The organism is Nitrospira sp. MA-1 (genome assembly GCA_032139905.1).
Classification (GTDB): Bacteria; Nitrospirota; Nitrospiria; order Nitrospirales; family UBA8639; genus Nitrospira_E.
The window spans coordinates 167,705-181,288 of sequence record JAQJDB010000002.1; the positions used below are offsets into that span (position 1 = coordinate 167,705).

A 13,584-nucleotide genomic window follows, 5' to 3' on the forward strand; every position below is an offset into this window, starting at 1 on the left:
TGCTAAATTTACCGTAAAATTAGTATCTAGCCCTTCCTGAAGCAATTCAGGTCAATGAATGGAAGAAATAGTTCTAGATCGTTATCATTTCTGAGTCGGTATTCCGATCCATATTTTATACCAATCCATCAAAAAAGTAGAAATCATGAACTATTACTATCGATTGGGTCTATTTCTCCTCATGATTGTGTGTGGGTGGTCTTCGCTAGTGGAAGCCAGAGTACAGATTACAACTATCCCCTATAACCATGGAGAAGTTGCTTTGGAAGGGGTCGTTGCCTGGGATGATGCGATAAAAGGTAAGCGTCCGGGGATTTTGGTTGTCCACGAATGGTGGGGCCTGAATGAATATGTCAGAGAACGTGCGGAACAATTGGCGGCCTTGGGATATGTGGCGGTGGCTGTGGATATGTATGGAAAGGGAAAAGTGACCACTCATCCCGATGACGCCCGGCAATGGATGCAACAGATCACCGCCAATGTAGAGATGTGGCAGGCCAGGGGGAGAGAGGGATTAGGGCTTCTTCAGGCTAACCCCCTGGTAGACCAAACCCGGTTAGCGGCTATTGGGTATTGTTTTGGAGGGGCAACGGTTATGCAAATGGTGTATGATGGGGCACCGGTCAAAGGAGTCGTGAGTTTTCATGGGTCGCTCCCTCTTCCGTCCGCATCTCTTTCTAATAAGAATTCAGTAAAAATCCTCATTGCCCACGGAGAGGCTGATCCCTTTCTTAGCCAGGACCACATTACAAAATTTAAACGTGCATTAGGCGAAGCTGGGTTTGATTGGCACATGGTGGTTTTTGGAGGCGCCCAACATGGATTTACTAATCCTTCGGCCAATCAATATGGCATGGAGGGGGTACAATACCAGGAACAAGCCAATCGACGATCATGGGGGTATATGAAGTTGTTCTTTGACGAAATCTTTCGATGAGTTGAGTGTGCTCTTTTCTATCGATAGTATGAACAGAAAAGAGGATCTCTTAAGTCCCTTTGATTTTCACCGAAAAAGTAGGGTTCGAGGTTTTTCTGCCTGGTAACACCAGTCTCAATTCTTAAGGAAAGCCCTTAATCTAAGGAAAACATGACCAAGCCAACCGGCAAATTGACTTCAATCTTAGGCGTCTCGGCCTATTATCACGATAGTGCGGCTTGTCTCATCCAGAATGGCAAGATTGTAGCGGCTGCCCAAGAAGAACGGTTTACGCGAAAGAAACATGATGCCGGGTTCCCGAACCATGCAGTGGAGTTTTGTCTGCGGCAAGGGGGGGTTGGCCTGCGCGGCGTCGATTATCTGGTGTTCTATGACAAACCTTTTGTCAAATTTGAACGTTTGTTGGAAACCTATTTGTCCTATGCCCCGAAGGGACTAGGATCTTTTTTGACCGCCATTCCGGTTTGGATCAAAGAAAAGCTGTTTCTGCGAACTTTATTAGAAAAGGCTTTTCGTCAGGTGGGTAATTTCGAAAAAAAGGAGAAATTGCCACCTTTGCTCTTTGGGGAGCACCATGAATCTCATGCCGCTGCGGCCTTTTACCCTTCCCCTTATGAGGAGGCCGTGGTCCTGTGTATGGACGGGGTCGGCGAGTGGGCCACCACTTCAGCATGGGTTGGACGCGGGAGCCAATTAACGCCTCTATGGGAAATTCCCTTCCCTCATTCCATCGGGCTGCTGTATTCCGCCTTTACATACTATACGGGATTTAAGGTCAATTCCGGTGAATATAAAGTCATGGGGCTCGCTCCCTATGGAGAGCCTAAGTATTTGAAAACAATTTTGGATAATGTGGTGGATGTGAAGCCGGATGGCACCTTCCGGCTCAATATGGACTATTTCGATTACTGTACCGGATTACGGATGACCAACAATAAGTTCGACGCCATATTTGGTGGTCCTCCGCGTCAGGCGGAAAGTACTCTCACCCAGCGGGAAATGGATCTGGCCCGGTCTGTACAAGAAGTCACCGAGATGGTCATGCTGCGCCTTGCCAATAGTCTTCAACAAGAAACAGGCCTTTCCAATCTTTGCCTTTCCGGAGGGGTCGCCTTGAATTGCGTCGGAAACGGGAGAGTGCTGCGGGAAGGACCATTCAGCGGGCTGTGGATTCAGCCGGCGGCAGGCGATGCGGGGAGCGCGTTGGGGGCGGCGTTAAATGTGCATTACAGCTATCTGAATCAGCCTCGGGTATGTCAGGGCTCTAGTGATTCGATGCGAGGTAGCTATTTAGGGCCTCGCTTTTCTAACGAGGAAATAGAAACCAGCCTTCAACAGCTTGAGGCCAGGTATGAGCGCGTGGAGGATTCAGACCTGTATCGTCGAGTGGGGGAGTATTTGGCTGAGGGAAAGGTCATCGGATGGTTACAGGGGCACATGGAATTTGGTCCTCGGGCTTTAGGGGGACGAAGTATCTTGGGTGACCCTCGTAGCGAGAAAATGCAATCGGTCATGAATTTAAAGATTAAATATCGGGAATCCTTCCGTCCCTTTGCACCATCGGTTTTAAGAGAACGAGTGTCAGAGTATTTTGAGATGGATACCGATAGTCCTTACATGTTACTGGTGGCCCCGGTTGCCGAGAAGCGACGACGAGCGGTACAACCGGATCTACAAAAACTTTGGGGGATTGATCTGCTGAATGTTCCCAAATCGGATATTCCAGCAGTGACTCATGTGGATTATTCTGCCAGGGTTCAGACGGTGTCACCTGATACCAATCCTCGCTACTATCAATTGTTGCAAGAGTTTGAAAAACAAACCGGGTGTGCGGTGTTGATCAATACCTCATTTAATGTTCGAGGCGAACCGATTGTCTGCACGCCTGAAGATGCCTACCGGTGTTTTATGCGGACTGAGATGGACGTCCTGGTGCTGGAAAATTGTCTCGTCTTGAAGGAACATCAAAAGCCGGTGCCTAAGGATGAAGCGTGGATGAATGAGTTTGAATTGGATTAAGCGGGAAAGAATAATGACATGACATCAACGATTTATCAACCAACTGCAAAGGATCTTCGCTCGTTTGGCTTGTTAATGGGCGGAGTCTTTTTGATAGTAGCGTTATGGCCATTGGTCATTCATGGAGAAGGCATTCGAGTATGGGCAAGTCTTGTTGCCGGGACCTTTGGGGCAATGGGAATGGTTTATCCAAAAGGTCTGGGTCCCTTACATCGAGTCTGGATGAAAATCGGGGAAAAATTAGGATGGATCAATTCCCGAATAATATTAAGCCTAATGTTCTTTGGAATGTTTACTCCCATGGCGTTCGTCATGGGAGTATTAGGTAAACGACCATTGCAACTTGGTTATGATCCCAAAGCGAACAGCTATCGCATTCCCAAAAAGGCCAGGTCCGCAGACCATGTGCTGAAACCCTTCTAAAGGAGGAAAAACAGATGACAGGTTTTCTTGGGGAATTGTGGGACTTTATGCGGGAACGAAAAAAGTTCTGGCTTGCCCCCATCATCATCATGCTCTTATTGCTCGGCGGCCTTATAATCCTAAGTGAGGGTTCAGCCGTTGCCCCCTTCATCTATACCTTGTTCTAAATCGAAGGGGAGGAATGGAGCTACTAGGAAACCTGATTGAGTGGCAGGCAAAAGCTTGCATAGAAAATAAAAAAAGGAGGGAGCTTTAAGCTCCCTCCTTTTCAGACCCCCTGGTGCTCCCGATTGTTCGGGGACGGTTTGCAGACTTATACCCTACTTGCCGGAATCACTCTTTGTGTTCATGGCCTTTGATCCCCCAGGCGGCACAATATTCGGGCGTTCTTCCTTTCCAGGATTCATGGTATGTGAATCATGAAATCCGGAAGCTTGTTGGAGCGATTCATCCCGGCTGGGGTGAGATTGACCCGGGTCATTGGCTACCGACTGGCCCGTCACCGGGGATTTGGCGTCTCCCATGGGATAACCCGGATGGTCCGGCAGCATTCCAGGATTTCCCAGGGCTAAGGCACTTCCAAATACGACACTCCCTATTACGTTAATTGCGCATAGTTTACGGTTCATGTTCATCCCTCCTTTTTGTTCGATACGATCGGGAATCAGGGGTACAGAACCAGAACCTAGTTTATTTTTTATCGAAGACCTCTTTGGTTGTCTTCCAATTTTGGCGCCCTCCCGTTTTTTTAATTGTGGGTATTACCGATTTCGTTTGAACAGGCAATTGGGCCAAAGATGATTCAGTGCTTCACTTGGCTATGGCATACCTTCGTTTGGTTTGAGGGTTTAAACAGGAAGTAAATCTTAAATCAATCCTGGGATCCCCCTTCTTCTCACTTTTGCTAAAGCCAGGAAGAACGTAGTCCCCATTCACACCCGCGCGAGACTTAATCTAGGCTAAATCTTGCTTAACTTCTCGTGAAGAGGGTGAGGAGGATTTCTTGATGGTGTGCAATACAGCATAAGGTCACCGCATTGATTGACGGGATATTTAGGTCCAAGCCTTGATGTTAAAACTGGACTATGGCAATGGGCAAGTGGCGCAAATTAGGGAAGAACTGTTGAGAGAGGTAAATGAAAGTTACTCTGGGAAAGTAGTGGTATTTCATTAGTTTTTGAAATGTAAACTCAAAAACTAAAAAACCGCCAAATGAAAAGGATGACGATCACAAAAAGATCGAATTCATAGGAATTATGAAATTAGAAGAAGAAAATATTAAACATAACCATTTCGTGAATAGAAAACCTGAGGGTTGTCGACAGGCACTGTGCAAAAATTTTCTGGGATTATGCATGTTAATGAGCACTACGTGGGCGTGGGGTAGTTCCACTCATATTCAGTTTAGTTGAGAGATTTGCGCCGTCTTTTACTCCTCAACAGGCTTGATTGACCTCGGAAATCTCCATTTATGCGAGAATCCAACGGCAACTCCTCATACGATGAGGCATAACGGTTGCGGAGAGGATGGAGCATGTGCATTTGATTCAAGTGCCATTTGCTCACCTGACACAATTAAAATTCCTGGTCGTTTTCCAGGGCAATTCACTACCATTCATTTCACACTGCTCCCCGATATGCGGGTTATGGTCGAAGTTGGCATCCCTTTCGTATTCTCCTCCATCTGATTCTCAAAGAATTCTACAAGGGGGAAAGGGATCTGTGGTTTTTTGGTAAGAATATCGTTTCCCCGCATTACCTCTTGACTCTCAAAAATGGTAATTTATTATTAATAAGAGGACTTCAGACCCCCGAAGGGTGAAGTTATCCTGTGCCATTCAATAAGGGACTCATTAGTAATTTGACTACAGGAACCCACCGGTTTCACATCAAGACACATGTCTGGATCTGAACACGAGCAGCTATCAAGGCTTCGAGCCTTCCTGAATCAACAGGTAATTGGACAAGAGGGCCTCACTCTCAGGCTATTGATTGCTCTGATGGCTGATGGACATCTTCTGGTTGAGGGTGCGCCAGGTTTAGCCAAAACTACTGCCATTAAAGCGTTGGCTTCTGGAATTGAGGCCGATTTTCACCGGATTCAGTTTACCCCGGATTTACTTCCAGCTGATATTACCGGGACCGATATCTATCGTCCCAATGACGGCTCCTTTCGCTTCCAACCAGGGCCGATTTTTCACAATCTGGTCCTCGCCGATGAAATCAATCGAGCGCCGGCCAAGGTGCAAGCAGCTTTATTAGAGGCCATGGGCGAACATCAAGTAACGATCGGGCGGACCAGTTATCCTTTGCCCGAGTTGTTTTTAGTCATGGCTACACAGAACCCCATTGAGCAGGAAGGGACCTATCCGTTGCCGGAAGCCCAATTGGATCGGTTTCTTCTCTATGTCCGGGTGAAGTACCCCGATGTGGAAGGAGAGCGAAAGATTGCCGAGCTTGTTCGTCGACAGGCGAGGGCGATTCCTGGGGATGGAATGCCCCCCCCCCCCCCGGTGCCTCAAAAAGTCATTCTGGCGGCTCGTCGGCAGATGTGGGATATATATTTCGCGCCGGCACTCGAAGAATATATCGTCCAATTAGTCATGGCCACGCGTGAGCCCGGCCCCTATAGCTCCATGCTGAAGCGGTGGATCCGGTTTGGAGCCAGTCCCCGGGCGACCATCGGAATGGAGCGGTGTGCCCGGGCGCATGCCTGGTTGGAAGGACGTGATTATGTTTCGCCGGAAGATATACAGGCTGTGGCCCATGATGTGTTGCGCCACCGAATATTACTGACTTTTGAAGCTGAAGCGGAGGGGATCAGGACCGATCAGGTGATCTCAGAAATTTTGAATCATGTGGCCGTTCCGTAAAACGCCATCACCATCAGAATTCAGACCGAACCGTCCTGCAGGATTTCAGGGAGTAGAGGTTCGGCTCGCCGATCTCATCAATATGCGTCACCAGACAGGGGTATTGGGAATCAAAACGCGGAAACGGGTGCATACCCTGTTGGCTGGCGGAGAGCGTTCTCCATTCAAGGGCAGAGGCATGGATTTTGAGGAGTCTCGCCGGTATCAACCGGGCGATGATGTGCGCCTCATGGATTGGCGGGTAATGGCGAGAACTCATGAACCCTATCTCAAGGTCTTTCGCGAAGAGAGGGAGCGACCCGTCTTCTTCGTAGTGGATAATAGAAAGGGAATGCGATTTGGGACCAAAGTGGCCTTTAAGTCAGTCATAGCAGCGCATGCTGCCGCATTATTGGGTTGGGCATCGCAAGAGCGAGGAGACCGGATTGGGGCGGTGGTTTTTTCAGATGTGGACCATGTGGAACTTAGACCCAGAGGAGGAAGAACCGGGGTCCTTCAACTTCTCAACCTCCTCGCTCAAGATAGTGTGCACCCGTCAGAGGTGAATGAACAGCAGAATCCCTCTGTCTCACCTCTTCAGTTGGCCTTAAATCGAGTCCAGGCAACCGCGAAGCCCGGAAGCCTCATTTTTCTTTTGAGTGATTTTCGGGATTGGGACCAGCAGGCCAAACAGACCCTTATTCGGTTGGGCGGACACCAGGATGTGGTGGTGATATTCATGTATGATAAATTGGAGCAAGAGCCGCCACCTGCCGGCCAATATCCTGTAACGGACGGTATACGAACGGGAATATTGAATACAGGATCTGCCAAAACAATCCAATCCTATTCAGCGTGCTTCAAGGAACGTTATGAAGATGTCCGGACGCTATGCCTGACCCGTGGAATCGGATTCATTTCATTGGGAACCCACGACGATATTCTTTTCCAATTACGGGGTGGGTTACAGGATATCGGGCATCGCCGAAGCGCCCAACACAGCATGGCATAACGGGAATGGGCTAGCATGCCGACATCAGGTTCTCTCCTACAAGAGCTTCGGGATGTGCATTTGCCAGCCCCGATTTCTCTGTGGCCTCCAGCCCCGGGTTGGTGGATTACCTTCGGTTTGGTCATGATGGGAGGCATGGTGTTCCTGTGGATTCTGAGGAATCGACGTCGGACACAGGCGCGTCGACTTGCAATGCATGAGCTTGGTGCGATCAAACAGCACTATGACACTCACCGAGATGATCAATGGCTGGTTCAACGACTTTCAACCATTGTCCGCCGCTATGCCATGGTAACTTTTCCTCGAACAGAGGTAGCAGGATTAGTAGGAGTATCATGGCTGCAGTTTTTAGATCGGTCGGGTCGGACTAATGAATTCACTGCCGGAGTTGGCCATCTGTTGAGTTCAGGGCCATACCAGCAGCAGGCGGTCGTGTCGGGAAACGAGCTGATGCAATTGGTCGAACATTGGATTCAGCACGTGACTCCTCCCAATGGGAGGGAGAGGACATGATGACGTTTGCCTGGCCGTGGGCGTTGGCGTTTGTTTTGTTTCCCTGGATGGTGCAGCGCTGGGCACCTTCTGTGTCCAATTCATCCGGTCGCGCCATGAAAGTGCCGCACTTTGAAGACATCATGAGTCTTCAATCCAGCCAGTTGATTGAAGCGAATCGTTCCAGGCGCTCAACATTGTTTTGGGTGGGGATAATCATCTGGTCTGCTCTGCTTCTGGCGGCAGCCCGTCCCCAGTGGAGTGGTGACCCTGTCGGGTTGCCAACCAGTGGGCGAGATCTGATGTTGGCAGTCGATATTTCAGGAAGCATGAAAATTCCAGATTTTTCGGTGAACGGGCGGGAAGTCACCCGCTTGGAAGTTGTGAAGGCTGCAGCCGGGGAGTTCATCGCTCGCCGAACTGGCGATCGAGTGGGTTTGATTGTATTTGGCTCCCAGGCCTACGTGCAGACACCTCTGACATTTGATCGGGACACGGTAAAGGCTATGATGACGGAAACAGAAATTGGCCTGGCGGGGCAGGAAACCGCGATTGGGGATGCGATCGGCCTTGCCGTGAAACGACTCAAGGAACAACCGGCGGGAAGCCGGGTATTGGTGCTATTAACCGATGGAGCCAATACTGCGGGAGAAGTGTCACCCACACAAGCGGCGGCGTTGGCTGAGGAACAAGGTATTCGAATCTATGCCATCGGGGTCGGTGCCGATCGAATGGAAATTGCATCATTTTTTGGCACACAGACTGTGAATCCTTCTCGCGATTTGGATGAAGATACCCTTCGCCTTCTTGCCCAACGGACCGGAGGGTTGTACTTACGTGCGAAAGATACTGAGGGACTCAGGAAGGTGTATGAAGAATTGGATCGTCTCGAGCCGGCGACAACTGAAACGGAACTGTTTCGACCGACGACCGAATTATATATATGGCCGTTAGGATTTGCCTTGGCCCTTTCGTGTGTAACGGTCATGTCTTTCATCTGGAAAAAGGATTGGTTTCTCAGACCAAGATGGAAGGCGGAAGGGATCCCAGCACGAGCAGGACGATAAAATGTCCATGTTTCATTTTTTACGACCGGAATGGTTATGGGGATTGCTTCCCTTGTTCGGGCTCTTTCTGCTGGCAGCCAGGAGTGGGAGAACAGCTCAGATATGGGAGTCGGTGTGTGATACCCATTTACTCCCTCATTTATTGGTGGGGACGGAGGGAGCGACGCATCGCATGCCTCTCGTGCTTCTCGGATTAGGTTGGACTGTGGCGGTTTTTGCTCTTGCCGGGCCCGTCTGGTCCCAATTACCCCAGCCTGTGTTTCGAGCAGAATCGGCGTTGGTGATGGTTTTGGATTTATCCCGTTCAATGGATGTGCAGGATGTGACTCCCTCCAGGTTGACCCGAGCCAAACACAAAATTCTTGATATGCTCAAGGCCAGGAAGGAAGGGCAAACCGCTCTGGTAGTATATGCCGGTGAATCTTTCGTGGTGTCGCCACTGACTGATGATGTCAACACCATGGTGCCTCTTGTGCAATCCCTCGAGACAGAACTCATGCCATCCCAGGGTAGCCGTACTGATCTCGCTTTGCAGAAAGCCCATGAACTCCTTCAACACGTCGGGCAGGCAAAGGGAGAGGTGCTATTACTGACGGACGGTGAGGGAGATCCTGCAACATTGAATATGGCTGAAGAGTTACGCCGTCAAGGGAAGCGTGTGTCTGTGCTTGGTGTTGGGACGGTCGATGGAGCCCCTATTCCCGAAATAGGCGGATTCCTCAAAGATCAGGATGGAGCGGTGGTTATTCCCAAATTAGATATTCCGTCTCTTCAAGCTATCGCTCGAGTAGGAGGAGGGCGTTATGCCACGGTGACCGCGGACGATCAGGATATCAATCGGGTCTTACCTTCCAGTATGCCCACGAGGGCGCTATCCTCTTCAACATCTGAACAGCGAACAACGGATCTGTGGCGAGAGGAGGGACCCTGGCTGGTCCTCCTGCTCCTGGTATTGGCATTGCCCGCATTTCGACCGGGATGGTTAGGAATGCTGCTGGCATTCCTGCTTATTCCTCAGATCAGCGAGGCTTTTTCCTGGGAAAATCTCTGGGTTCGTCCCGATCAACAGGGGATTAAGGCATTAGAGCGTGAGGCCCCGGAACAAGCGGCAGCCTTATTTCAAGACCCCGGTTGGAAGGGCATAGCCCATTATCGGGCCGGGAAATATCAGGAAGCAGAAGAAGCCTTTTCCATAGTTGATACGCCGGAGGGGCATTACAATCGAGGCAATGCCTTGGCTCGTCTCGGTCGTTATGAAGAAGCAATGGCCTCCTATCAAACAGCTCTCACTCAGCAGCCAAATCACGCAGATGCCAAACATAATCTAGAAATCATCAAGCAGCTCCTGGATGAACCATCATCTGCGGATCAGGGAGGAGAACAATCTCAAAAATCGGATGACTCCTCTGCAAAACAGAAAAATAATAGGAATGAAACCGGAGTTGAAGGAGAAAACCCAGAGGAGGCTTCAGACTCAGCCCACAAACAACCCGATTCGGAAAAAGTTGACTCTCAAAACGGAAAACAAGAGAAATCAGACCAGACGGTCGGATCCGGGGCGGATCCTGCCACGACCTCTAACCAGTCGAATGGTAATCAACAGGCTTCTGAAGAAAATATTGAGAGAGAGGCGCAAGGGGTAGATCCTTTAAAGGCGGAACAAGCTAAAAAGCTGCTGTCCCCTCCATCAACAATGGAAGAAAATTCGGAAGATCAGTCGGAGCATTCGGAAGTGACCTCTGCCGTGGATGCGGCCCAAATACGGGAAAGGCAGCAGTTTGAACAGGTTCTCCAACAATGGCTTCGCCGTATCCCTGATGATCCCGGCGGATTGTTACGCCGAAAGTTTCTTTTGGAGCATCAACGCCGTGTAGAGGCTGGAGGGTCCACTTTTTCTCAAGGAAAACGCTGGTGAGAATTTTGAGATGCCTATTGGTGATGGTTGTCTGCCTTGGAATGATGGGGCTTAGCACTCCTGTTTCGGCCCAAACGGTCAGGGCCTATGTGGATCGGAATCCGGTCATGGCAGATGAGACCTTCCAGCTCATCTTGGAGACGGATCAGACTGCTTCCGGTGAATCGCCAGAGTGGGATAGCTTAGACGCGGAATTCGATGTATTGGGCACCACCCAGAGTCAACAAACTTCAATCATCAATATGCAAACCACTTCTTTGGTTCGATGGATTGCGACGCTGGCGCCAAAGCGAACAGGAGCAGTGACCATTCCTCCTATCGCCGTGGGTCCTCATCAGACTGGCCCCATTCCACTGATGGTCAATGAGCCGAATCACCGCAGCGGCGCGAACGAGGAGCGAGATATTTTCCTCGAAGCGGATGTGGACTCACATTTTCCCCATCTTCAAGGGCAGGTTCTTCTGACGCTTCGTTTGGTCAGTGCGATTTCCGTTCAGGAAGGCCGATTAGATGAACCGGAAATTGATTGGGGCATAGTGGAGCGCGTCGGAAAGGATGCCTCCTACGAAGCCACTCGCAGCGGGCGGCGGTATCATATCACCGAGCGTCGGTATGTGATAACCCCGCAACAAAGCGGGGCTCATGTTATTCCCGAGGTCCTCTTTTCTGGAACGGTGCAGGATGGACGAACCCGTGGGAGGCTCTTTGAAGAGTTATTTGGCAATCGGTCCGGGAGTTTGGGGGGAAATCCTTTCAAAACCTCACAATCGATTCATAGGCGAAGTCCGAAGATTGAGCTCACGGTCAAAGATCTTCCGCCAGATTTGAATGGGCGTTTTTGGCTGCCGGCGAAAGCACTCACCCTCACCGAAACATGGTCGGGTGATACCGATACACTTCAAATAGGGGATTCCCTTACTCGAACCATCGTGATGCGTGCAAAAGGTCAGCGTGGGGAGCAACTGCCTGAAGTGACAATGCCCTCACAACCCATCGTAAAGATCTATCCGGACAAGGCCAAAACCCAAACAGATTTTGATGGGAAATGGGTAGTAGGGTCCAGGGAAGAAAAATTCGTGTTTGTGTCGACTCAACCTGGCACAGTGAGGTTGCCCGCTATTCATGTTCCCTGGTGGAACATTGAGACTTCCCGCTGGGAAGAAGCCAACCTCCCCGCTAAGGTTCTGACGGTTCTCGGCACGGCTCCACCAGGATCCTCAGCACAGGTTCCCACATCGGTTCAGGCCCCGTCTGTTACTTCAATAGAGGGTGATCATCAAGTGAATGCCCAAATGCCGGCTAACATCGGCATCTCTGATCGTGCCGAGCAATTACCATGGACCTGGATAACAGGGGGATGCTTGCTGTTGTGGTTGGTGACCCTGGCGGCCTGGTGGCGAGAGCGTCAAAAGCGGAATGGACGGAGTGAGGAGCCAGCGAAAAAAGATGATGGGAAATTTGAATCGGAAAAAAAAGCTATTCAAGTCGTCAAGACCGCATGCTTTGAACAGTCGGCAAAAAAAACGCGCGATGCGCTACTGCAATGGGCTTCATTCAAGGAAGAAGGGCGTCCCTGTCGGAGCCTGAGATTGGTTGAGCGTATATTGAGTCAGCCTATTTCTGATCAGGAAGCGATTTCCACGGCCATTTGGAACCTTGATCGGACTTTGTATACTAACTCCACAGAACAAGGGACATGGGATGGTCGGCAGTTTTGGGAAACAGTCAAGCCGGCCATAACAGCCAAGGCGCCAAAATCTCACAAACACGCTAAAGAGTTGCCCCCGTTGTATCTCCATTGAGTGGAGAGGGAGCTGATCGAATCAGGTGGCGAGAGCACGACTGTGCGACAGATCATTTCATAAAATTATTGAGATAAAGAGGGTAGAATGGAAATCATGGTTGAAATTAAAAACTTGCGAAAAGCATTTGGGCCGATTGTTGCGGTGGATGGTGTGTCATTTACCGTAGGAAAAGGGGAAGTGCTGGGTTTCCTAGGGCCGAACGGAGCAGGTAAATCCACAACCATGAAAATGATCACGGGTTTTCTTACGCCGACGAGCGGCACGGTGCATATTTGTGGGCATAATATTGAAGATCAACCCATCGAAGCTAAAATGCGTTTAGGCTATCTGCCGGAGGGGGCTCCGGCTTATCAGGATATGACTCCAGCCTCGTTTCTCACATTTATCGGAGAGATGCGGGGATATCGTGGAGCAACGCTTAAGCGAACCGTTTCGGAAACGGTCGAGAAGGTGAATTTGCAATCGGTGATGAACCAATCGATCGAAACCCTATCTAAAGGGTTTAAGCGTCGAGTGGGATTGGCTCAGGCGATCCTTCATGACCCGGACATTTTAATTTTAGATGAACCCACCGATGGTTTGGATCCCAATCAAAAGCATGAAGTTCGAACACTGATTCGGGCTATGGCCCAGGAGAAGGCCATTATTCTCTCTACGCATATCTTGGAGGAAGTGCATGCACTCTGTTCCCGCGCCATGATCATTGCGAAGGGGAAAGTGGTGTTTGATGGCACTCCAGCAGAATTGGAAGGAAAGTCTCCGGCTCACAATACGGTCCTGGGCACGATTGCCGGTGTGGATCCCTTGGTCCTACATCATCACTTGATGACGGTGAAAGGGGTCAAAAAAATTGAGGAGTTGGATCGTGACGGTGACTTGGTGAAATTTCGTATTTACCCCGATGACGGGCAGTGGATTCTTCCGGATATTGGACATTGTGTCCGGGAACAGGGGTGGGAAGTGAGGGAACTGTATCCCGACCGGGGGCAGTTAGATGAGGTGTTTCGTTTGTTGACGACTCCCAAGCAAACAATCTCCTAATACGCGATTGTTCTGGAAGGC

The 13,584-nt window shown here is 50.0% G+C and carries 12 protein-coding genes; 11 read left to right on the top strand and 1 reads right to left on the bottom strand.

Annotated features, from left to right (window positions below):
- The first annotated feature begins 145 nt into the window (after window positions 1–145).
- From PJI16_01580 to PJI16_01595, 4 genes are all read left to right on the top strand, one after another.
- Window positions 146–937, top strand: coding sequence for a dienelactone hydrolase family protein (locus PJI16_01580; GenBank protein MDT3776249.1), 792 nt, complete (start codon window positions 146–148; stop codon window positions 935–937).
- 150 nt (window positions 938–1,087) lie between these two features.
- Window positions 1,088–2,956, top strand: coding sequence for a carbamoyltransferase (locus tag PJI16_01585; protein MDT3776250.1), 1,869 nt, complete (start codon window positions 1,088–1,090; stop codon window positions 2,954–2,956).
- An 18-nt stretch (window positions 2,957–2,974) separates the two neighbouring features.
- Window positions 2,975–3,379 carry an SxtJ family membrane protein gene (locus PJI16_01590; protein ID MDT3776251.1) on the top strand — a complete coding sequence of 135 codons (405 nt, stop codon included), beginning with the start codon at window positions 2,975–2,977 and terminating at the stop codon, window positions 3,377–3,379.
- A 14-nt stretch (window positions 3,380–3,393) separates the two neighbouring features.
- Window positions 3,394–3,546 carry a DUF5989 family protein gene (locus PJI16_01595; GenBank protein MDT3776252.1) on the top strand — a complete coding sequence of 51 codons (153 nt, stop codon included), beginning with the start codon at window positions 3,394–3,396 and terminating at the stop codon, window positions 3,544–3,546.
- Between the two features lie 153 nt (window positions 3,547–3,699).
- Here PJI16_01595 and PJI16_01600 read toward each other — a convergent pair whose 3' ends face one another.
- Window positions 3,700–4,008 (bottom strand): hypothetical protein, encoded by a 309-nt coding sequence (locus PJI16_01600; protein ID MDT3776253.1) that lies wholly within the window; start codon window positions 4,006–4,008, stop codon window positions 3,700–3,702.
- A 1,269-nt stretch (window positions 4,009–5,277) separates the two neighbouring features.
- Between PJI16_01600 and PJI16_01605 the strand changes: the two genes are divergently transcribed.
- The 7 genes from PJI16_01605 to PJI16_01635 all read left to right on the top strand — a co-directional run bounded on the left by PJI16_01605 (window position 5,278) and on the right by PJI16_01635 (window position 13,563).
- A complete protein-coding gene (locus PJI16_01605) occupies window positions 5,278–6,252 on the top strand; it encodes a MoxR family ATPase (GenBank protein MDT3776254.1) in 975 nt (324 codons plus the stop codon).
- The gene (locus PJI16_01610; GenBank protein MDT3776255.1) at window positions 6,236–7,243 is read left to right on the top strand and encodes a DUF58 domain-containing protein; all 1,008 of its coding nucleotides are present in this window, start codon (window positions 6,236–6,238) and stop codon (window positions 7,241–7,243) included. The genes PJI16_01605 and PJI16_01610 overlap by 17 nt, the downstream gene beginning before the upstream one ends.
- Before the next feature lie 15 nt (window positions 7,244–7,258).
- The gene (locus PJI16_01615) at window positions 7,259–7,756 is read left to right on the top strand and encodes a DUF4381 domain-containing protein (protein MDT3776256.1); all 498 of its coding nucleotides are present in this window, start codon (window positions 7,259–7,261) and stop codon (window positions 7,754–7,756) included.
- The gene (locus PJI16_01620; GenBank protein ID MDT3776257.1) at window positions 7,753–8,802 is read left to right on the top strand and encodes a VWA domain-containing protein; all 1,050 of its coding nucleotides are present in this window, start codon (window positions 7,753–7,755) and stop codon (window positions 8,800–8,802) included. The genes PJI16_01615 and PJI16_01620 overlap by 4 nt, the downstream gene beginning before the upstream one ends.
- 1 nt (window position 8,803) lies before the next feature.
- Window positions 8,804–10,717: a VWA domain-containing protein gene (locus tag PJI16_01625; GenBank protein MDT3776258.1), complete on the top strand. Its 1,914-nt coding sequence runs from the start codon at window positions 8,804–8,806 to the stop codon at window positions 10,715–10,717.
- Window positions 10,714–12,519 (top strand): BatD family protein, encoded by a 1,806-nt coding sequence (locus PJI16_01630; protein MDT3776259.1) that lies wholly within the window; start codon window positions 10,714–10,716, stop codon window positions 12,517–12,519. Before PJI16_01625 ends, PJI16_01630 begins: the two co-directional genes overlap by 4 nt.
- A gap of 96 nt (window positions 12,520–12,615) precedes the next feature.
- Complete coding sequence (locus tag PJI16_01635) at window positions 12,616–13,563, top strand: ABC transporter ATP-binding protein (GenBank protein MDT3776260.1); 948 nt, start codon at window positions 12,616–12,618, stop codon at window positions 13,561–13,563.
- Window positions 13,564–13,584: the final 21 nt, after the last annotated feature.

Bases quoted from the DNA above. Each gene is read 5' to 3' on its own strand.
- PJI16_01580 (MDT3776249.1), top strand. From the start codon at position 146: ATGAACTATTACTATCGATTGGGTCTATTTCTCCTCATGATTGTGTGT.
- PJI16_01585 (MDT3776250.1), top strand. From the start codon at position 1,088: ATGACCAAGCCAACCGGCAAATTGACTTCAATCTTAGGCGTCTCGGCC.
- PJI16_01590 (MDT3776251.1), top strand. From the start codon at position 2,975: ATGACATCAACGATTTATCAACCAACTGCAAAGGATCTTCGCTCGTTT.
- PJI16_01595 (MDT3776252.1), top strand. From the start codon at position 3,394: ATGACAGGTTTTCTTGGGGAATTGTGGGACTTTATGCGGGAACGAAAA.
- PJI16_01600 (MDT3776253.1), bottom strand. From the start codon at position 4,008: ATGAACCGTAAACTATGCGCAATTAACGTAATAGGGAGTGTCGTATTT.
- PJI16_01605 (MDT3776254.1), top strand. From the start codon at position 5,278: ATGTCTGGATCTGAACACGAGCAGCTATCAAGGCTTCGAGCCTTCCTG.
- PJI16_01610 (MDT3776255.1), top strand. From the start codon at position 6,236: ATGTGGCCGTTCCGTAAAACGCCATCACCATCAGAATTCAGACCGAAC.
- PJI16_01615 (MDT3776256.1), top strand. From the start codon at position 7,259: ATGCCGACATCAGGTTCTCTCCTACAAGAGCTTCGGGATGTGCATTTG.
- PJI16_01620 (MDT3776257.1), top strand. From the start codon at position 7,753: ATGATGACGTTTGCCTGGCCGTGGGCGTTGGCGTTTGTTTTGTTTCCC.
- PJI16_01625 (MDT3776258.1), top strand. From the start codon at position 8,804: ATGTCCATGTTTCATTTTTTACGACCGGAATGGTTATGGGGATTGCTT.
- PJI16_01635 (MDT3776260.1), top strand. From the start codon at position 12,616: ATGGTTGAAATTAAAAACTTGCGAAAAGCATTTGGGCCGATTGTTGCG.